We start from the raw sequence: 19623 nt of genomic DNA on the forward strand, positions 1-19623 counted from the left end.
AAGCTCTTTATTACACTTCATATTTTTTCTGCAAAAATTTGTCCAGCCACAATATGGCTATCAATATCAGCCCGAGTATAATATCCTGCCAATAACCCGATACTCTCGAAATTACCATGATATTCCCTATTACTCCCATAAAAAGCGCACCTAGCAGGGCGCCCGGCATTTTTCCTATCCCGCCACTCAGGCTGGCACCTCCCAATATTACGGCCGTTATTACTTTCAACTCTAGTCCACGGCCCATGGTAGGTAAAGCCGCTCCTAAACGTGATGTTAACAGTATCCCCGCTGCACCTGCCAATAAAGAGGATAATATGAAACCATACATCTTCATTCTTTTCACCCTGATGCCTGATAGATCAGCGGCCTTTTCATTGTTGCCAATATAATAGTACCGCCTGAAAAAAATGGTTTTATTCAATAAGAAAGAAAACACCCCCACTGTCAGGAGCATATACCAAACCGGCATTTGAATGCCCAGCAGCTTAGATTGTCCTATAACATTGAACCAATAAGGTAAGCCCTGTATACCCGAACCGCTTACCATGAGCGCCCCGCCACGTATAATACCCATCATTGCGAGTGTTTGTATCATCGGGTTAATCCCCTGGTAAGCAATCAGATACCCATTAACTAAACCTATTACTGATGCGCAAAGCATGCCCAGTAAGATGGCTAAGGGTACCGGCACATGAAAAAAGAACATAAGGTAGGATGTAAAACATCCCACAAATGCGACGGTAGAGCCCACCGAAAGATCAAATGTACCCGAAATCAGCAGCAGCATCATACCTACCGCCACGATGGTATCAGTGGACAGGTTGAGCAGTATTTGTGAGAAATTATTAAAGGTTGGAAATGTTGATGAAAAAACCGCGCTTGCTGCTGCAATGATCACAACCAGCACAACGGCAAATGCATAAAGACGATTTTCAAACAATTTCTGCAACATACCCTCAACTTGCTAATAACATAATTTTATCTTCAGACGCCTCAGCGGCATTGAGCTGGCCGGCTATCCCGCCACGCCGCAGCACCAGGATACGGTCGCATAATCCCAAAAGCTCGGGCATATCGCTCGATATCATAATAATTCCTTTTCCTTGTGCTGCAATAGTGGTTAGCAGCTCATATATTTCGAGTTTTGCGCCGACATCGATGCCGTGTGTTGGCTCGTCAATGATCAATACCTCAGGGTTCGTTTGCAGCCATTTGGCCAGCACCACCTTTTGTTGGTTGCCGCCACTTAAGTTAACGGCTTTTTGATTGATATTTCGGGGCGTAATATGTAACCGTTCAACATACTCTTTTGCTCTCTGGATAACAATATTTCTGTTAAACCAACTGGCAGATCTGGTACCGGCTGATAAACAACCGATGTTATCTGCAACCGGCATTTCCAAGAAAAGCCCTGATTGCTTTCGATCTTCGGGTACATAAGCGATTCCTTTAGCTACCGCATCTGAGGGGTGTTGAATATCAACCTTTTTATCCCTGATTAAAACTTCGCCCGACTTATCATCCGCTCCGAATATAGCCCTTGCAATTTCCGTTCTGCCGGCACCTACCAGTCCGGCAATTCCCAGTATCTCGCCGCAATAAAGATCAAATGTTATATCACTGAACTTTGAACCGGAAAGATTCTTAACTTGCATTAATATTTGTTTTGTTACCGAAGATTGTTTGCGGATCTGTTTGATTTCCCTGCCTACCATTGTTCTGATCAATTTATCTTCGGTAAGGTCATTGTTGTCAAATGTTGCCTGTATCTTACCATCTTTCAATACAGTTACCCGGTCGGCAATCCTGAAAATTTCAGACAAGCGGTGTGAGATATAAATAACAGATACCTTTTTTTCCTTTAACCCATTTATAATGTCAAATAAAACAATCGTTTCTTTTTCAGTTAAGGAAGCGGTAGGCTCATCGCAGATCAATATCTGTGGATTGCGGGAAAGTGCCTTCGCAATTTCTATCATCTGCTTTTGTGCGGGTGATAATCTGCATACAAGTGTTTTGGGGTTGATATCGATATATAATTGCTGCAGCAGGCGGCTTGTATTTTGATAGAGCAATTTAAAGTCGATTATACCGGCAGTGCTATGCGGTTGCTGATTAGCAAAGATATTCTCGGCTACGCTCATGCTGTCAACCAGACTCAGGTGTTGATAAACGATGGCGACATCGGCATTGAACGCCGATTGCGGATTATCGAACCGGATTCTTTCGCCATTTATATTTATAAAGCCGGCATCAGGCTGCAGGTTACCGGAGAGTATGTTCATTAGCGTACTTTTCCCGGCACCGTTCTCACCGCAAAGTGCATGCACTTCTCCTGTCCTTAAATTAAAATCTACTCCATCCAGCGCCTTCACCCCAGGAAATTGCTTGCTGATATTGTTCAGCTCTAAACGCCAGGCGGGATTATTTTCAGTCGGCATGGAAAGATTTTATAGTGATCAATTCGTTATTTCTTGCGGAAGCATAGGCGGCATGCACTAACCGCACTGTTTCCAGATTATTTGAGCCCCTGTTTTCAGAAACTTCGTTTTTTAATAAATCGTTCAAAATATCCCTGTTACAATCTACAATGCTGGAATGTACTAATGCATAAGCAGGATCAAGCCAGCGATAAAGCCTTGGCGCGGCTTTTATTTTATCCGTTCCGCTACGTGTAGTAATATGTACCTGGTAATTATTCATCAGTTGTATAGACCCCTTAGTGCCTTCAATCAAAATATAGGTTTGTGGAAAGGATTCATGCTCCAATATTGACGCGTAGGACATTTCGGCATAACAGGATATACCGTTTTCCATCTTCATCATCACATTGGCTGCGTCTTCGCCCTTTATTTTAGGGTTGACGGATGCCGTCTGGCAATACAGGCTTCTTGCTTCGCCAAACAGAAAGCGGCAAACATCTAATATATGTGAGCCAATATCAGTCAATATAAACTCATCGATCTCTGCCAAAAACGGTTGATTATCAAATACCGGGAACGCCGAGCAGAATGTAACCCGCGCTTTAAAAATACTTCCTATTACTCCCATATTCAGCAAATCTTTCAGTTTTCGGATCGGAGCCTGCCATCGCCAGTTCTCATGAATAAAAAAGGGTACCTGATGATTTTTACAGGTATTCACCATCTGCTCTGCCTTTTTCAAACCGGCAGCCATTGGTTTCTGGCAAATAACGGCTATCCCTTTTTTTGCCGCCATTTCTGTAAAAACATTATGAGTATCTACGTCGGTAATGATATCTGCGAAATCCAACTGCTCATTTTTTAAAAGCTCCTCTATATCATCGTAAACTCCGGGAATATTATATTGTTGAGCCAATGCTTCTGCCTTTGATCTGGTGCGGTTATACAGAGCAACCAATTCAATTCCATCCAGTTCCATCCAGGCCGGGATTTGATAATTAGCCCAAAAGCCTGTCCCTATGACCGCAAATCTCAATTTCTTCATTAACTAAATATTCTGCTAGTTGGTAATATCCCTTACCTGTTCGCGTATATTGCTCATTTCAAATATCTTTTCCCAACCTTCTTTAAATATAATAGGCCTTGCACGTTTGCTTATCTTATACGCTGCATCAGAGAATGTACCATTTACTTCTTTAAACAAAACCGCGATCTGTATACGCAGATGGCCCAATACAAAATCATGGGCAGCTGCTTCGGGCACGCCAAGTTCAACAATTTTGTCATATCCTTTTTTTACTACTTCCATGCAGGTTTGAGCCAGTGTTTCTACCATTGCCGGCTCTAAAATAGCCATTTGTTCAAGAGTTATGCGATGCGTCTCTTTAATAGGCTGATACATGTCTTTTGAGATCTGCTCCCCCAGGTTGTATTGCTCCTCTGTCCCTGCCATTAATGCTACCACTATAGACTGTTTTGCAGATATGCCTCCGTAAAAATCCCTGAAAGCTTCCTCTGTAGGCTCCCAGTTAAACACCGAAGGATGGCATGGATGAGCTATCACATAACTTAGGTCATCACGTCGAAAGATCACGCCGTCTAACGGTGCAGCCGGGTCGAGCGTCATGACCAGCGAACCGGTCTTCATCATCGGGATGATCTCTTCGGAGATTTTACCGATAGCCACATCCGGCACGGCAAGTATCACTACATCAGCAAGCGGAATAACATCTTGTTGCACGCTCACTGTTACACCCCGCTGCTTTAATAATTCAATGCATGGACCGCTGATCTCCAAATAGGAAATATCATACTGAGAGCAATTTAAAAAGTTATCCGTAATGCGAACACCCATTTTGCCGCCGGCTCCAACCAAAACAATTTTTGTTGTCATAATAATTTAAAACCTTTATCTTATTTAAAATAGTTCGTTTGTTTAAGGTAATCTATGCTTTGCTTCGCCCATTGTTCTTCCTTGGATACTGTCGTTTCCTTTACATTTTCCGGCACAAGCCATTGCTCCAGTACTGCACTTTCACAACGGCCATATCGCCCAACTTTTTCCATCAGCAGATCGATGTCTGTCAACCCTTGTCCTGCGGGGCACCCTTCCACAGAAAATCCCATCTGGTGAGACAAACGGTTTACTGTAAAATCTTTAATATGCAGGTTTACCGTGTATGGTGATAGAATGTGAGCTACGTATTCAAGTCCCTCGCCGGCACCAATTGAATTTACGCAATCCAGGCATATCCCCACATGTTCATCTCCTATTAACTCCATTATACCGGCAAGTTCTTTAGACTTAAACCTGTCGTGGTTCTCAATTCCCAAAATGATGCCCTTCTGTTTTAATCGGGGCAGAAATTTCTTTATAGTTTTTACTATGGTTTCAGCGGCAGGCTCAAAGCCGGCACCATCAATCACAAAGCGAAGCAGTCGGACATCCAGGTAATCAGCTAATTGTATATATTTTTCCAGGTGCTCATCAGTAAGTTCACGCGCGCCTATTTCCAGCCTTATTCCGCTTTCGGTTATTCTATTTTTGAGACGATATAGTCTCTCACGATCAAAAGTGTGAACAGGTAAGTTATCACCTATTTGCAGGCAGCTCAATCCAAATGCCAGGGTTCTATCGATCAAAAACTGTTCAAGAGCAGGATTTTTGGCTTCAGCTATATGATAATTTATAGCCCAACCATACGTAAAGCTACTTATCCCGAGTATCATGCTATCAGATTGTAAATTGGTTATGAGCAATATTAGGGGTAAAGCTGATGATCGCCGTCCTGTATATTGGTTGATTTAAACGCTATTTTTGCAAGAAAATATAAGGAAGACTATTATTGGATCATCTGTCATTCTAATATGGCAATAATTATCAAATTACTCCGCGTCTGCCGGCAAAAGCTTTCGGCGTAGTTGACAAAAAAAGAAAGCCTGTAAATCAATGATTACAGGCTTTTGCTCATTTTTAATGACATGGGGTGCGGTGAGGAGGTATTCGAACCTTCCCTTATACAGACTTAATATTTAATCAACTACAGAAAGTTAAACAAACCGGATCAACGAATGACTCACCCGTTTCTTTTCTATCGTAAATCTAACCACAAATATTAAAATACCCGAATGATCAGGATATTAGCTTGTAGCTTCTTGTCAACCCGGTTTGGAATAAAAAAACAGTGTTAATCTATCAGACTTTAATCAGTTTCATATTAATTTCTTTTCTATTCCAGATACGATAACCTTACTAACCGGAATTTCACCATACGCCACTTTTAAAGTCGGAGTACCGCCTTTAAGTGTAACCGTACCGAAACCCGTAGCTGTGGAAAGAAAACTTGTAAAATCACCAATCTGTGAATTTATATGTAAGCTTTTATTGACTGCATCATAACGCAGCCCTGTAAGCCCTTCCAGCATGCCATAGCTGGACATTGCCCTTGCATACCAATGTCCGCACTCATATTCGTTAAAAGGGTTACGGATATCGCCGGCATACCTGTCACGGCAAGCCCTGACAATCTCAAGGCCTTTATCCACTTCTCCCATTAGCATCAGGTGTGAGGCAACCTGGTATTCTATACCTGTCCATACCTCATTGCTGTACACAAAAGGTAACGATAGCATGATTTTAGCCAGGAAAATTCGAAACGCCGGTGTACATGTAGAATTGCACCTCTGTAAAGGCCAGCCACATAATTACGCAGCCATGCCGACCGCGGAAGGCAGGCAGGCGCAAAAAGTAATAGTAAACGCAATCAGGCAACTGGCCGCCTGGGAAGGACAAAAAAATCGGATTACTCACCGTAAAACATTCATATGATCATATGCCGTGTACTGCGCAAGCCCGCACCTATTTCCAGCCACCTCCAGTCGCGCGGTATAAATTAACAGCGTTCAGGAATATGTTTTTCTTGGTATTCGCCAATTCCAGTTCGGCATCCAATACACTACGTTGGGCGGTAATAATTTCCAGGTAATTTGCCCTTCCCACCAAAAAAAGATCACCGGCCACATCAACCGCGTTTTTAAGGGATTTTACCTCTTGTAGTTTAAAGCTGTAATAGTCATTATAGTTTTCTATTCCCTTAATACTGTTTGATACTTCCATAAACCCGTTCAAGATAACCTTTTGGTAATGATAAAGCGCCTGTTTGCCTTCGGCCATTGTCCGGGCATAATCGGCCTTAAGCCTTTTACGGTTGAATATCGGCGCGGTAATGCCGCCTAATAGTCCATAGCCTAACGAACCTGAATCAAACAGCAACGCTGTTTTGAAGGCATTATAACCCACATAGGGCGATATGGTGAGCGATGGTAAAAAAGCCTTGCGGACTGCTTTAATATCCGCATTCATAGCCGCCAGTTCCAGTTCGGCTTGTCTGATATCGGGCCGGTTAAGCAGTAACTGGGTGGGTATACCCGCCTGAAGCACCCCCGGAAGCTTAAGGGTATGAATAGAACTGTCGCGCCGTACCGTACCGGTAAACTTTCCGGTTAAAAAATTAAGCTGGTTTTCCGTTTCCGTTATTTGCTGAGCCACGCCGAAACGCAGGCTTTGCGTGCGGGCCAGCTGTGCCTCAAACTGTTGCACGGCTAATTCTGTAGCCCGGCCGCCAAGTTTCTGGATCCTGATAATTTCGAGCGCGTTTTTTTGCAGGGTGATGTTTTTCTCAATGACCTGCCGTTCATTATCAAGGGCAAGCAGCTGATAGTAAAGCGTTGCAACCTGTGCGGTAAGCGAGGTTACCGCTAATTTATACGCGCTCCTGCTGGCTAAAAACCGGGTAAACGATGCTGCCTTCTGATGATGGAACTTACCCCAAAGATCAATTTCCCATGAGCTCCGGAAACCTACAAAATAATCGGGCGAGGGACCAGGAATGCGTTGTTTGCTATTGATATTAGGCGACAGGTTGGTATCATAGTTCCCGACACCGTTCATGGTATAATCTCCATATTTTTCTATTCCGGCGGTTGCGTTAAAATCAATGGAAGGCATGAGCCATGAACGGCTGCTTTGCAAATTAGCCCCCGCTATTTCTACCCGCTGCAAAGCCGATTGTATATCCGGATTAGCCGTTACCGCAGTATCAATCAAATGCAGCAGGCAAGTATCCGTAAAAAACTGCTTAAGGGGTAAATTGGCAACAGTGGTAGTGTCCGTATTACCGGTAAATGTTTCAGGTATAGCTATATTGTTTTGTAATACGGTAGCCTTATAATTTTTACATCCCGTGATAATACAAAACAATAAGCTTATGATGAATATATATAAATGAACAGCTTTATTCGTTCGCATGGTGTATTTTCTTTATTGATAATTATCTACTGTTTCTTCCTCAACCAATACCATTTTTACTTCTTTCTTTTCAGGTGATATTCTGGCAAAAAGCACATAAAGCCCGGGAATTAATATCAGACCGAAAATGGTACCGAAGAGCATCCCCCCGGCAGCGGCTGTACCTATTGACCGGTTACCCATCGCCCCGGCGCCATCAGCCACACATAAAGGGATAAGACCGGCTATAAAGGCCAGTGATGTCATTAATATGGGCCGCATCCTGGATACCGCGCCTTCAATAGCCGCTTTAATTACCGTGGCTCCGGCTTTTTGGCGCTGTATGGCAAACTCAATGATCAGAATGGCATTTTTGCCAAGCAAACCAATCAGCATCACCAGGGCGACCTGCGCATAAATATTATTTTCGAGCCCCAGCAGCTTTAAAAAGAAAAACGCGCCAAAAATACCCGTTGGTAATGATAGTATCACCGGCAGCGGCAGCAAGAGGCTTTCATATTGGGCAGCAAGCAGGAGGTAAACAAACACCAGACAAATAATGAAGATATAAATCGCCTGGTTGCCTGATTCTATTTCCTCGCGCGTCATACCAGACCAGGCGAAAGTAAAGCCCTTTGGCAATTTTTCCTTGGCTATGCGTTCAATAGCCTTAATAGCATCGCCACTGCTAAAGCCGGGTTCTGCATCACCGGTGATCATGGCAGAGGTATACATATTATAGCGGGTAATTTGTTCAGGCCCGTACACGCGGTTCATTTTGATGAATGTTGAGAAGGGAACCATTTCGCCTTTTTCATTTTTTACCTGTAGTTTCAGGACATCCTCGGGCTTCGACCGAAACTCCGGCGAAGCCTGTACCATTACTTTATACATTTGTCCGAAACGGATAAAGTTTGAAGCGTAATAACTTCCCATCAGGGTTTGCAGGGTTGACATCGCCTTATCAATGGTGATACCCTTTTGCGCCGCCACCTGCTGATCAACAGAGATCATATATTGCGGAAAATTGGGGTCGAAACTGCTGAATGCGCCTGAAATTTCGGGCGACTCATTTAACGCTTTTATAAAACCATTGGTTACCTGGGCCGTTTTTTGCAAATCGCCGCTGCCGGTACGGTCGAGCACACGGATCTCGAAACCACTTGAATTACCGAAACCGGGAACCGTTGGCGGCGGAAAATACTGGATGGAGGCATCGGCTATGTTTTTTGTTTTTTGCTCCAGTAAATGAATAATTTCATTGATTGATTCTTTTCTTTCGTCCCAGGGTTTCAGGTTGATCATGGCCATACCATAGGATGCCCCCGCTATTTCATTAATTAAGCTATAACCCGAAAGTGTAGATACTGATTCAATAGCGCCAATGCTTTTACTTACCTCCTGGATGCGACTGATCACCTGTTCTGTACGCTCCACCGTAGCGCCAGGAGGCGTGGTAACGTTCACATAGATCATACCCTGGTCTTCCGTAGGTATAAAGCCCGACGGCAGGATAAAACTTAAACCCCAGGTAGCCCCGAAGAAAAACAGCAGCAAAATAAAAGTAACTACCCTTCTGCCCGCTATCCGGCCGATCAGGGATGAGTAGCGATTAGATAGCTGATCATATTTGTGATTAAAGCCATTAAAAAAGCGTTTTACCATTCCTTCTTTGCCTTTAGCGGTAGGTTCATGCTTCAGCATAAGGGCACACAACGCGGGGGTAAGCGTCAAAGCGTTTATGCCCGAGATTACAATGGAGAATGCGAGCGTTAAAGAGAACTGCCGGTAAAATACACCTACCGGGCCTGACATGAATGCTACAGGCACAAACACCGCCGACATGACCAGCGTAATAGCCACAATGGCTCCGCTGATCTCTTTCATGGCGCTCAGGGTAGCCTCCATAGGTGGTAAATGCTCCTCGTTCATTTTTACGTGAACAGCCTCCACCACCACAATAGCATTATCTACCACAATACCAATAGCCAGTACTAACGCGAAGAGCGTAAGCAGGTTAATGGAAAACCCGAGCATCTGCATAAAGAACAAGGTACCGATCAACGCTACCGGAACAGCGAGCGCAGGTATCAGCGTCGATCTGAAATCCTGTAGAAAGAGGTAAACTACTATGAAAACAAGAATAAAAGCTTCTATCAGCGTACGCATGACCTCATGTACTGACGCATCAAGAAAACGCGACACATCATAGTTTACATTATAGCTCATACCCGCCGGGAACGATGTTTTTTTCAGCTCGGCCATACGCTCTTTAATATTGGTGATCACCTCACGGGCGTTTGAACCCGGCCTTTGTTTGATGAGTATGGATGCCGATGGCCTGCCATCGGTTTTGGATACCATGCTGTAGGTTAACGAGCCAAATTCAACATCGGCAACCTCTCTAAGTTTCAGGACGGATCCGTTATCATCAGCCCGTATTACCAGATTTTTATATTGTTCAGGTTCAAAAAACTTTCCGGGGTAGCGTAAAACATACTGCAGCAATTGCGGGGATTTATCAGAACTCTGTCCGGTTTTACCCGGCGCGGCTTCCACATTCTGATTGCGAATGGATTGTATAACCTCATCGGTAGATACATGATAGGCCATCATCCTGTCGGGTTTGAGCCAAACCCGCATGGAGTATTCTTTAGCACCCATGATCTCGGCACGGCCAACGCCTTCAATCCGTTTAAGCTCCTGCAGTACGTTAATATCTGTAAAGTTGTAAATGAATTTTTCGTCGAGCGTACTGTCCCGGCTCATGATGTTCAGGTACATCAGCATGCTGTTAACTTCCTTTTCGGTAGTTACGCCGGCCTTGATTACCTCTTCGGGTAATTCGTCAATAATGGTTGATACCCGGTTCTGCACGCTAACAGCAGCCAGATCAGGATCAACCCCTACGTTAAAATTAATAGAAATAACCGTGATACCATCATTGGTACATACAGTAGACATGTAAGTCATGCCGGGCACACCGTTAATGGCACGTTCCAGCGGGGTAGCTACCGCTTTGGCGCAAACTTCAGCATTGGCACCGGTATACGTTGCGGTAACCGTTACAGATGGCGGAACAATATCAGGAAACTGCGTAATGGGCAGGGTAATTAAAGCCAGTACTCCGAGCAGGGTAATCACCAGGGAGATAACCAACGACAATACCGGCCGCTTTATAAACAGGTTAAACATAGTATAATCAATTTGAAAAGATGGATAATAACAGCACGACCCAAAATGGCGTGCTTGTGCCTGTTACCGAGCTATTTTTTCATAGCAAGTAAAGGCTTCTGCTCTATTTGTTCAGGTTTTATAATCATGCCGTCACGGGCGTTTTGAACGCCTTCATACAGAATTTTATCGCCAGATTTCAAACCATCTTTTACAATGTAGCTGTGCGAGAGCCTTAAAAGTGGTGTAAAAGCTTTCATGTGCAGTTTGTTTTGATTATCAACCAAATACACATAGCTTTTATCCTGAATGTCAAAAACGGCTTGTTGCGGAACTAACACTACATTATCGGCCCGGTTTGTCAGAAATACTTTTCCGGTGGCGCCATGTCTTAACAGCTTTTGCGGATTAGGGAAGCGGGCCCGGAAATCAATGGAACCGGTGCTTTGCTCAATTTCGCCTTCAATAGTTTCGATGTTGCCTGAATAAGGATAGTTGCTGCCATCGGCAAGTACTAATTTCACTTTGTCGTTACCACTATCGGCTGCAGTTTTTTTGGTACGTTCATATTTCAGATATTCATTTTCGGGAAAACTGAAATAGGCGTACATAGAACTGATATCTGACAGATTGGTTAGCAGCATGCCTTCATCTATCAAACTTCCGGCCTTGAGCGGTATACGGTTAATGATACCATCAAAAGGAGCGTGAATAGAAGTGTAATCCATGTGGGCTTTCGCACTTTGTACGGCAGATTGGGCTTCCTCAATAGTGGCTTTGTCTGCATGAAGTTTAGCCTCTGCTACTTCCAGTTCTGACGCGGATATTACCTTTTTGCTAACCAGCATTTTTACCCTGTCAACTTCAAGCGCGGTAGCCTTAGCATCTGCAGTGGCATTACTTAACGCGGCCTTTGCCTTTGACAGCATGTTCTTAAATTCCTCATCGTTCAGCTTAAAAAGCAATTGCCCTTTTTTTACCTGCTGACCTTCATCTACATATATTTTTTCTAAAAAGCCCCTAACGCGGGTCCTGATCTCTATATTTTTAATTGCCTGTATATCGGCTACATAGGCTGTACTTACAACAGTATCGCGGGCATTGAGCGTAACTACCGGCAATTGTAACAGTTCTTCCTGAGCGTTATTATCGTGAGCTTCAGACACGCAGCCAGCTATAGAAAAGCATGTTGCGGCAGCCAAAGCATAAAAAATTCCTTTATGTTTTAACATGGTTTTGTTTCCTTTAGTTAATGTCACCTCACATCTGAAGACGTAAGGCAAATAATCCTTAAAATAAAGCAGCAGAAATGCCGCTGTCAAGAGTTAGGAAACAGGATCAGAAAGGCGTAAGCCGGAAAAGGAAATGGTGATGTACCGGTAAAAAAACTTTATTTAACCATTGCTTCCCTGGGAATGAAAACAAATGCTGTGGCAGAATGTCAGCAACGAATTCCTGTGTAGCAGGAATCTGAATAGTAAAATCAACCACACGACTGGTTAAAAACCTTTTTTGATATTTTACGTGATGATGATGTTTCGCGTCATGATGTGAATCATCATTGCTCAAGCCCTGATATGCCAGATCAAACAATGTATTTCCAGCATGATAGCTATTACTTGAAAATTGAAAATGCTCGCAGGTATTATTTTCAGGATTTGTTGCGTGAAAACAGACGATGGCACTGATAAGCCATACAGAAAGGAGAATATTTAAATACTTTTTCAACATCTGCCGTTTCAAAGTTAGCAATAAAAATAGGCTTTTATTACCAATAATTATCCGATTATGAATAAATAATGAAGAAAATGGATCATTTTATCCATTGTAACAATATTTTTGCAATTAAGTAATTTTAATTTATCCTTTGGCTGCACTTTTTATTTTATGTTCTATAACCGGATTTGCAGCGGAAGGTAATTTTTCTAACATGCTCTTGTTATTGTCCACATAAAAACCCGGCGCTCTTCTGCATTTTCAAAATCATCCCCTTCTTGAGGCGAAAAGGCTAATAAATATTTTATGAATTCCGAAATATGTTTTAAGATCATTATAATGATTTTTTTATTCGTTGCACATGAAAAACTAGTTTTATTTTAAAACTAGTTGTATATTTAAATTAATGAGATACATTTGTAAAAGATTGCAATTAACAACTGGTTTTGTATTGCAATTTTTAATCAAATATTAAAATAAAAGTATCATGAGTGAACAAGAAAAAAATCCCCTTGCGATTGCAACTAACAAAGTCATCGCAATCGGTAGCCTTACTGAAAAAGCAACGCAAACAAACAAGTCCGAAAGACTCCCTGTATTACAGCGCGAAGTTCCTGCAACCGTACAAGTTTATCTGGATGGAAAAATAGATAACTGGTTTGTGAAAACCGATGGAAGCGGCGTTGTATTCATTATGAATGTAAACACTATTGAAGAGGCGCAAGCCATACTGGAAGCGTTGCCATTAGGTCAGGCCGGTTTTATGAAGTTTAATCTGATTCCGGTGGGTCCGTTGAGCCCATTGCGTTTGCTTCTAAATTAAATAGAACGCCATTAAAAAAGGGCCTTAAACATTATTAAGGCCCTTTTTAATAACCATATTAAGATTGTGTAGTGGCTTGACCAAGATGCTCCTGCCTTAACATAGCTTGAAAAGCCGCTATCGCGGGACGCCCGGCAGCATAAAGATCAACCGCTGGTTTATATTTCTTTTTATCCACAGGCTCATGCCTGATGCTCCAGCCAATGGCACTAACCATTAATGGCAGCAGATCGATGCTTTTTTCCGTCAGGCTGTACGTAAGTTTTTGTTTATGGTTTTCATCCACAGGCTTTCCTTTAGAAACAAGGCCCTCTTTCTCAAACATAACAAGCCTGTCTCTTAAAATATTAGAGGCTATCTTTTCTTCAGACTCACGAAGTAATTCATTAAAATGCCGCCTTTTATAAAACATCATATCGCGTAATATCAATAAACTCCATTTGTCGCCCAAAACCTCAGTAAACAGGTTAACCGGACAATAAGACCTATGTTCGTCATTTTTCGCCATCTTATATCTGATCATCATAAACAGCAATTACATGATTTATAGTTGCATTTTAAAACCAGTTTCAAAAATACGAAACATAAGACTATTTAAGTTCAAAATACTCTTCAATACCTTTACCTTCATAACTGTTTTGTCACTTCACTCCAGGATTTATAGGGTGGTCAATTATTATGATGGGCTCAATCCCCGTGTGAAAGCTTTACCAGGCATGGGCGTTTACAGCGCCACCAAAGCGGCTTTACCCTTACCACCAAAGGGATAAAGGTCTTTACTGACCAACTTCGCATTGATCGCTCGATTAAATATTGTTCGGATGATCATAAGATGGTTGGTAATACTTCGTTCGCTAAGCGGCTTCGGTTGCTTCGTTTTATCATATTGGAACTTTTTAGATACTTTTAGAAAAACAGTATAGCGTTGTAAAAGATCAACCGTAATATCTTCAAATGTGATCTTCTCATTTTTAATAAATTCGTTAAATCGCTTTAATCTTGTAGTATCACTTCTGAATGCATCGTAATTACCACCTACCTGCAGCAACTGTTTCGCAAACACGACCGCTACTATTTCGGCGATGAACTGCGAGATAAGCTGGTAAAAAATTTTACTAAATCAAATTCGGCAGCAAGGAAAATCATTGAACGGTTTGTTGAAAAAGGCAATGTAAAGTCAAGCAGCCTGATCTCCTTTGGAAAAGGCATGTTCGTCTACTATCCGCTCCATAAAACGGTAACATTTGATGATATGATCGGCTTGACACGAGGCCGGCGTCCACCGCTATTTCGGGTGTTGGCAAATGAAAAACCGGCAAGCAAGAACTCGAATGCACCCATCCAGGCACCGGGGCAGCGGGATGGGATGACGGAATTGGCAGCGTGGCTACTTTTGCTGATCCCGCCAATAAAAATATCGGAACACCGATCAGGGTCAGGGTGATTTCTTTGTGGAAAGCCCGATCAACTTTTTAACGGCGATAAGACAAAGCAAGTATTCAATTTTTAATGCTGGAAAAGTTAAAAAAAGAAAAAAATTACGAGGTCATCATGGATGATGATGACAAGGGCGAAATTGCGGACATTGTAGGATTATCCGTAAATAACAAAGAAAAAACATTAAATATTGATGTATATCATTGTAAATATTCAGTAGACGGAAAAGCTGGTACCCGAATAGACAATTTCTATGCTGTTTGCAGTCAGGCTCAAAAAAGCATTAAATGGATGGAAAACACCGACATGATATTTAAGCAGCTGCAAAAGCGCAGCAATCAACGACTCAAAATAAAAGGCATCGATAGGTTCGAAAAAGGCGATAGCGATATGCTGGATCTTCTTAAAAGACGTGCAAAAAAAGATCTTAAAGTTAAGATGAATGTATATATAGTTCAACCTGGCTTATCAATAACTAAATACAGAGAAGATGGCGATACCTCGAAATTGTTGGCGGCAGTAGAAAGTTATTTGAAAGAAACATGGAATGCGCCATTAACAGTTTATGCTAACTCTATTTAGCCACGAATATTGTTAATCCATTAGGCGCATTTGGTTTAGGCGCGGCTGAATCACACCAACAATAAAAACAAAACAATCAATAGTTAACCTAAAGCTTATTACGATAATAAATATCAATATTTATGCAAGAGATAGCTGACTATAGCACCTATGAGCGCTGCTGATGCAAAACTCATTAGCGTTCCTACTAATATGTATTCAGTCTTTTTTTGCGCCCGGTCTTCTGCATCGCCAAAGCGCAGAATGGACTTGGCTGCCATCAGAAACCCTAATGCCGTATATTGATTGGTAATGATAAAAGTAAGTATCAGCACCCTTTCACAACGGCCGATCCATATACCGGCTTTATCTAATCCTGCTGTATCCATCCCAGCCTCCTTTTGCCATTTGCTGGTTGCTATTCCGATAGCTATGCCTAATGGTCCTGTTATCAGGTAGTAAGCGATTATTAACACCCAAAAATGCACCGAGTTTAAGTATCTGGATAGCCAGGGTAGTACAGTGCTGGCATCAAAGTAGAATATAGTCCAAGCAGCGACAATTACAAATACATGAAGTAATTGATCGACAAGAAAGTAGGCAAATGCATGAGGACGATGGCTCTTCCAGATATCTATTAATAAGTGGCTTACCATAACAATCAATGGCAAGTGCCAGTGATTCCAGTCCCATAAAAACAGGTATGTCAGCGCTGTTACTACCAGTATGTGATAGTACATTTCCGGAGCTTTCTCCTTTTTGGTATCCTTAGCTTTAACCCACCTTGTTGGCTGCAACAAGAAATCACTTAGCAGATGCGCTAATAGCAAACGTAATAATAGGGTTAGTTCCATTACAAGAGATATTGCTTTTCCAATTCTTTACTAATATAGTTAATTCCTTTTTCTACTTCTTTCCATCTTGCCGCTCTCAAACTGAGCGCGACTGCGGGTTGGGTCATTTTCAGCTTTTTGGCTACCTGCTCTTGGGTGTTATCATCCTTTTCCAAAAACTGAAAAATAGTTTCCGCCTGCGTTCGTGTCCAACTCCTGATAATCGAGTTCATGAACATCAGTAACATTTCAAAGACTTCGTTATTTTTTTCATCAGCAGTGGTTAGCCTTATAATGTCATCTTTGTTTAGCTGGTCAAACTTTCTGCCCGAAAGATGAAATGCCTCTCCGTCTGAATCCAGTACATTCTTTCCCTCATAGGCGATCTCACCTATGCCGATAGAAAGCCTTGTCCCTAATTGAACTCGAATATCTGATTTTGAAGTTTTACCTGCCAAGCTAAAGGAATCTGAGTTAAGTTTAAACCAGCATATAAGTTGGATACATCTTTTCAAAACCTGGGTAATGTCATTTACTATCAATTGATAGCTATCACCGCGAAAGACCTGCGCGTCCCTGGTATTCTTAACCATGGTCTTCATTAGTTGTTCTGTCTCTACAATTAATTTACTGCGTCTATCACTTGGTAGCTTAGTGAAGTTCTTTATATCTCCTGTTACTACAGCGTATATTTTCATACCTAATGTATCTACTCCTGCTAAGTTATAAGTAATTTTGCTTATATCATAAGATTATAAGTGATTTTACTTATAATATATATATATAAGCCCATATGCTTATATTTCTTATTTCTACTTACATACTCTCCAGTACTATAATGTAAAGCACATAATGATCTTACTTATTATCTTAGGCATATAACTACTACATCACTATCGTAATGTGGGCCAGCATATATGATAGTTACTGACAAAATATGGTATTTAAATATGGGAAGTTTTATCAATTATATTTTTAGCGTTTATAACTACCTCTACATCAGCAATGAAGGTCGACCGATTGCGTGTCCCTTCTACTTTTTAGGTAAAAAGCCTTGAAGTTCGAATTTCTCTATTGAGAATCAAAAACTTACAAGACTTTTCTTCGTTAACAATCAATCTTAACCCTAATCAGCTATTTTTATAAAAAATTGTATATCAACATATTAAACACTACATCTTACTTCTATTAACCCAATGTGTCAATACCCTTAATAAACATAATAAACAGATTTTTTCGTAGTCATTACAATATCCTTATTTCTAAGATCATAAAAAACCTGTAATCACATGACTACAGGTTTTCTCTGTTGCGAATATTAAACTTAAGCTGGAATTAATTGCGTGGTGATTCCTATCCTGTTCCAGGCGTTAATTGTAATAATAGCTAAAATAACCTGTGCCAGGTATTCTCCTGACAACACCTCGGCAGCTTTTGCATAAGTTTGGGCGCTTACATGATTGCTAATGAGGGTTACCTCTTCAGTCAATGCCAAAATAGCGCGCTCCTCTTCGGTAAAGAAAAGAGTATCGCGCCAGGCATTCAAGGCATAAATACGCTGTTCGGTTTCACCGGCCCTGCGGGCGTCTTTTGTGTGCATGTCGATACAAAAAGCACAGCCGTTGAGTTGTGAGGCCCTTATCTTGATCAGGTCTTTGTGGGTTTTAGTCAGCGGTGTGCTTTCAATAAATTTTCTAATCCCAGGATTGCTTTGTATCCTGCAGGTTCTACCTGGTCAATTTTGATTCTTGTGCTCATTTTATTTGTTATTATTTTTTAAACTTTGTTTTATGGTTAAATTCATCAGTACAACTGCGGTAAGGATAAGTATAATGCCAATCCACTGAGATAAGGTTGCCGTTTCATGCAGCAAACAGTTTGCTGCAAGCACGGCCACTGGTATTTCAAGGGCAGCAATGATAGCGCCTAAACCCATGCCGGTTGAAGGCATTCCCCGGGTAAATAGCAATGGTGGAAGAATGGTTCCAAACAGCGAAACCAGAACTCCCCAACTCATAAAAATCCTGTATGAAAAGCCCGGATTAACAGAAGCATGAAAAACTAGGATAATGATGATGAACCCACCCAAGATCATATAAAGACTTCTGGTTAACGGTGGGCAATGCAATTCAACATGATTTGAGGAATACATGGTGGCGGTATAGCAAACTGCAGACAGCACCCCCCATACCAATCCCGGCCAGCTTATGCCCGCAGATTGTTTCAGCACCTGCGTGGCGAGTACCGTTCCGGCCATTACTAACAATGCCGATGCTATTTTATGCCAACTGGGTAACCGTTTGTGCAATAACATCTCCAGAACCACACTCATCCAAACGGTCTGCATCAATAGCACGATCGCGATACTCACCGGAACAAGCCGGACTGCCATATAGTAGAAAATACTGGTGAGTCCCAATGAGGTACCGGCGGCAATCAGCTTGATCTTGCTTTTAAAGCTTGACTCCTGCTGTTTCTGCTTATGCTCCCGCTTACGAAAAAGCGTTAAAACAAAGAGCCCGGCCAACCCGAGGCCGAATTGTGACAGCACAACCTCGGCCGTTGCAAAGCCATCCCGGTAAGCCATTTTCACAAAACTACCCAGCATGCCGTAGCAGCAAGCACCCATTGCAACAAAAATACTCCCCTTCAGCGCCTCGCTTTTCATATCAATTCAATTCCTGCCCCAATCAGATTTCTGACTTTCTGATGTGCTATTTCTATACTGTATTTGAGTTTTTCTTTGTCTAACGATGCTCCGTCAATCGCAATCATATAAATGTTGCGAATACCCATGATGTCGAAAACGGTTTTTAGATAAGTACTCTGAAAGTTCAAGTGTGCGTTCGCTTCACCTTTTTCGTAATGCTGACCGCCTCTTGATAATAACAGGAACAAGGTTTTATTTTCAAGCAGTCCTACATAGGGGTTTTCTGGATTACTCAAATTAACGCGGAATGTTTCATTTACCCTGAATACCTGGTCTATATAGGCTTTCAGTGCACTGGGGATAGACCAATTGTACATGGGTGAGCCCAGAACAATGACGTTGGCTTCCTTCAATTCGGCTATATAAGTATTGCTTTCGGCAAGCACCTTATTTTCTGATTCAGATCGATCGCTTACCGGTTTTAAAGTTGCGGCTATCCAGGCTTCGCTGATATGAGCTATAGGGGCATTTCCCAATTCCCGGTATTTGATCTCCGGCTTTTCGTAAATGGTATTCCATTGGTTCACAAAAACTTTTGTGAGTTCCCTGGATTTTGATTCAAGCGTTCGTGCGCTTGCATTGATAATTAATACTTTTTTCATCGTTATTATTTTAAGCAAAATTATCGAGTATCTGGACTATATTTACAGACCAGA

Annotated in this window: 19 protein-coding genes; 2 read left to right on the plus strand and 17 right to left on the minus strand. The window is 41.9% G+C overall.

All coding sequences use genetic code 11. The features are described 5' to 3' along the window. Positions 1 to 10: 10 nt before the first annotated feature. From SNE25_RS30225 to SNE25_RS30270, 10 genes are all read right to left on the minus strand, one after another. A complete protein-coding gene (locus SNE25_RS30225) occupies positions 11 to 955 on the minus strand; it encodes an ABC transporter permease (RefSeq protein WP_321562732.1) in 945 nt (314 codons plus the stop codon). A gap of 4 nt (positions 956 to 959) precedes the next feature. Next, complete coding sequence (locus tag SNE25_RS30230; protein ID WP_321562733.1) at positions 960 to 2444, minus strand: sugar ABC transporter ATP-binding protein; 1485 nt, start codon at positions 2442 to 2444, stop codon at positions 960 to 962. After that, a complete protein-coding gene (locus tag SNE25_RS30235; RefSeq protein ID WP_321562734.1) occupies positions 2434 to 3471 on the minus strand; it encodes a Gfo/Idh/MocA family protein in 1038 nt (345 codons plus the stop codon). Before SNE25_RS30235 ends, SNE25_RS30230 begins: the two co-directional genes overlap by 11 nt. A 15-nt stretch (positions 3472 to 3486) precedes the next feature. Then, positions 3487 to 4320 (minus strand): phosphogluconate dehydrogenase C-terminal domain-containing protein, encoded by an 834-nt coding sequence (locus SNE25_RS30240; protein ID WP_321562735.1) that lies wholly within the window; start codon positions 4318 to 4320, stop codon positions 3487 to 3489. 20 nt (positions 4321 to 4340) lie between these two features. After that, positions 4341 to 5156: a sugar phosphate isomerase/epimerase family protein gene (locus SNE25_RS30245; RefSeq protein ID WP_321562736.1), complete on the minus strand. Its 816-nt coding sequence runs from the start codon at positions 5154 to 5156 to the stop codon at positions 4341 to 4343. A gap of 483 nt (positions 5157 to 5639) precedes the next feature. Next, positions 5640 to 6059, minus strand: coding sequence for a GH116 family glycosyl hydrolase (locus tag SNE25_RS30250; protein WP_321562737.1), 420 nt, complete (start codon positions 6057 to 6059; stop codon positions 5640 to 5642). A gap of 226 nt (positions 6060 to 6285) precedes the next feature. Then, positions 6286 to 7734: a TolC family protein gene (locus tag SNE25_RS30255; protein WP_321562738.1), complete on the minus strand. Its 1449-nt coding sequence runs from the start codon at positions 7732 to 7734 to the stop codon at positions 6286 to 6288. 12 nt (positions 7735 to 7746) lie between these two features. Further along, entirely contained in the window at positions 7747 to 10908 is a 3162-nt protein-coding gene (locus SNE25_RS30260; RefSeq protein WP_321562739.1) for an efflux RND transporter permease subunit, read from the minus strand. A 71-nt stretch (positions 10909 to 10979) separates the two neighbouring features. Beyond that, a complete protein-coding gene (locus tag SNE25_RS30265; protein WP_321562740.1) occupies positions 10980 to 12119 on the minus strand; it encodes an efflux RND transporter periplasmic adaptor subunit in 1140 nt (379 codons plus the stop codon). Between the two features lie 106 nt (positions 12120 to 12225). Next, positions 12226 to 12618, minus strand: a complete 393-nt coding sequence (locus SNE25_RS30270) for a hypothetical protein (protein WP_321562741.1) — start codon at positions 12616 to 12618, stop codon at positions 12226 to 12228. 472 nt (positions 12619 to 13090) lie between these two features. Between SNE25_RS30270 and SNE25_RS30275 the strand changes: the two genes are divergently transcribed. Beyond that, positions 13091 to 13426 carry a hypothetical protein gene (locus SNE25_RS30275; RefSeq protein WP_321562742.1) on the plus strand — a complete coding sequence of 112 codons (336 nt, stop codon included), beginning with the start codon at positions 13091 to 13093 and terminating at the stop codon, positions 13424 to 13426. A gap of 58 nt (positions 13427 to 13484) precedes the next feature. Here SNE25_RS30275 and SNE25_RS30280 read toward each other — a convergent pair whose 3' ends face one another. Beyond that, positions 13485 to 13952, minus strand: coding sequence for a winged helix-turn-helix transcriptional regulator (locus SNE25_RS30280; protein ID WP_321562743.1), 468 nt, complete (start codon positions 13950 to 13952; stop codon positions 13485 to 13487). Between the two features lie 198 nt (positions 13953 to 14150). Then, complete coding sequence (locus SNE25_RS30285; RefSeq protein WP_321562744.1) at positions 14151 to 14489, minus strand: phage integrase SAM-like domain-containing protein; 339 nt, start codon at positions 14487 to 14489, stop codon at positions 14151 to 14153. A 446-nt stretch (positions 14490 to 14935) separates the two neighbouring features. Between SNE25_RS30285 and SNE25_RS30290 the strand changes: the two genes are divergently transcribed. Next, positions 14936 to 15445, plus strand: a complete 510-nt coding sequence (locus tag SNE25_RS30290) for a hypothetical protein (RefSeq protein WP_321562745.1) — start codon at positions 14936 to 14938, stop codon at positions 15443 to 15445. Between the two features lie 113 nt (positions 15446 to 15558). On the opposite strand, the gene SNE25_RS30295 is transcribed toward SNE25_RS30290, so the two are convergent. The 5 genes from SNE25_RS30295 to SNE25_RS30315 all read right to left on the minus strand — a co-directional run bounded on the left by SNE25_RS30295 (position 15559) and on the right by SNE25_RS30315 (position 19569). After that, entirely contained in the window at positions 15559 to 16278 is a 720-nt protein-coding gene (locus SNE25_RS30295; protein ID WP_321562746.1) for a DUF3307 domain-containing protein, read from the minus strand. After that, positions 16278 to 16850, minus strand: coding sequence for a hypothetical protein (locus SNE25_RS30300; protein WP_321562747.1), 573 nt, complete (start codon positions 16848 to 16850; stop codon positions 16278 to 16280). Before SNE25_RS30300 ends, SNE25_RS30295 begins: the two co-directional genes overlap by 1 nt. Positions 16851 to 17581: 731 nt before the next feature. Continuing rightward, complete coding sequence (locus SNE25_RS30305; protein ID WP_321566268.1) at positions 17582 to 17956, minus strand: carboxymuconolactone decarboxylase family protein; 375 nt, start codon at positions 17954 to 17956, stop codon at positions 17582 to 17584. A gap of 60 nt (positions 17957 to 18016) precedes the next feature. Beyond that, positions 18017 to 18925: an EamA family transporter gene (locus SNE25_RS30310; protein ID WP_321562748.1), complete on the minus strand. Its 909-nt coding sequence runs from the start codon at positions 18923 to 18925 to the stop codon at positions 18017 to 18019. After that, the gene (locus SNE25_RS30315; RefSeq protein WP_321562749.1) at positions 18922 to 19569 is read right to left on the minus strand and encodes an FMN-dependent NADH-azoreductase; all 648 of its coding nucleotides are present in this window, start codon (positions 19567 to 19569) and stop codon (positions 18922 to 18924) included. Before SNE25_RS30315 ends, SNE25_RS30310 begins: the two co-directional genes overlap by 4 nt. Positions 19570 to 19623: the final 54 nt, after the last annotated feature.

Origin of the sequence: Mucilaginibacter sabulilitoris, assembly GCF_034262375.1 — a bacterium.
Lineage (GTDB): Bacteria > Bacteroidota > Bacteroidia > Sphingobacteriales > Sphingobacteriaceae > Mucilaginibacter > Mucilaginibacter sabulilitoris.

What these genes read in the sequence shown, in the direction of transcription:
- SNE25_RS30225 (WP_321562732.1), bottom strand. Translation starts at nt 955, where the DNA reads ATGTTGCAGAAATTGTTTGAAAATCGTCTTTATGCATTTGCCGTTGTG.
- SNE25_RS30230 (WP_321562733.1), bottom strand. Translation starts at nt 2,444, where the DNA reads ATGCCGACTGAAAATAATCCCGCCTGGCGTTTAGAGCTGAACAATATC.
- SNE25_RS30235 (WP_321562734.1), bottom strand. Translation starts at nt 3,471, where the DNA reads ATGAAGAAATTGAGATTTGCGGTCATAGGGACAGGCTTTTGGGCTAAT.
- SNE25_RS30240 (WP_321562735.1), bottom strand. Translation starts at nt 4,320, where the DNA reads ATGACAACAAAAATTGTTTTGGTTGGAGCCGGCGGCAAAATGGGTGTT.
- SNE25_RS30245 (WP_321562736.1), bottom strand. Translation starts at nt 5,156, where the DNA reads ATGATACTCGGGATAAGTAGCTTTACGTATGGTTGGGCTATAAATTAT.
- SNE25_RS30250 (WP_321562737.1), bottom strand. Translation starts at nt 6,059, where the DNA reads ATGCTATCGTTACCTTTTGTGTACAGCAATGAGGTATGGACAGGTATA.
- SNE25_RS30255 (WP_321562738.1), bottom strand. Translation starts at nt 7,734, where the DNA reads ATGCGAACGAATAAAGCTGTTCATTTATATATATTCATCATAAGCTTA.
- SNE25_RS30260 (WP_321562739.1), bottom strand. Translation starts at nt 10,908, where the DNA reads ATGTTTAACCTGTTTATAAAGCGGCCGGTATTGTCGTTGGTTATCTCC.
- SNE25_RS30265 (WP_321562740.1), bottom strand. Translation starts at nt 12,119, where the DNA reads ATGTTAAAACATAAAGGAATTTTTTATGCTTTGGCTGCCGCAACATGC.
- SNE25_RS30270 (WP_321562741.1), bottom strand. Translation starts at nt 12,618, where the DNA reads ATGTTGAAAAAGTATTTAAATATTCTCCTTTCTGTATGGCTTATCAGT.
- SNE25_RS30275 (WP_321562742.1), top strand. Translation starts at nt 13,091, where the DNA reads ATGAGTGAACAAGAAAAAAATCCCCTTGCGATTGCAACTAACAAAGTC.
- SNE25_RS30280 (WP_321562743.1), bottom strand. Translation starts at nt 13,952, where the DNA reads ATGATGATCAGATATAAGATGGCGAAAAATGACGAACATAGGTCTTAT.
- SNE25_RS30290 (WP_321562745.1), top strand. Translation starts at nt 14,936, where the DNA reads ATGCTGGAAAAGTTAAAAAAAGAAAAAAATTACGAGGTCATCATGGAT.
- SNE25_RS30295 (WP_321562746.1), bottom strand. Translation starts at nt 16,278, where the DNA reads ATGGAACTAACCCTATTATTACGTTTGCTATTAGCGCATCTGCTAAGT.
- SNE25_RS30300 (WP_321562747.1), bottom strand. Translation starts at nt 16,850, where the DNA reads ATGGTTAAGAATACCAGGGACGCGCAGGTCTTTCGCGGTGATAGCTAT.
- SNE25_RS30310 (WP_321562748.1), bottom strand. Translation starts at nt 18,925, where the DNA reads ATGAAAAGCGAGGCGCTGAAGGGGAGTATTTTTGTTGCAATGGGTGCT.
- SNE25_RS30315 (WP_321562749.1), bottom strand. Translation starts at nt 19,569, where the DNA reads ATGAAAAAAGTATTAATTATCAATGCAAGCGCACGAACGCTTGAATCA.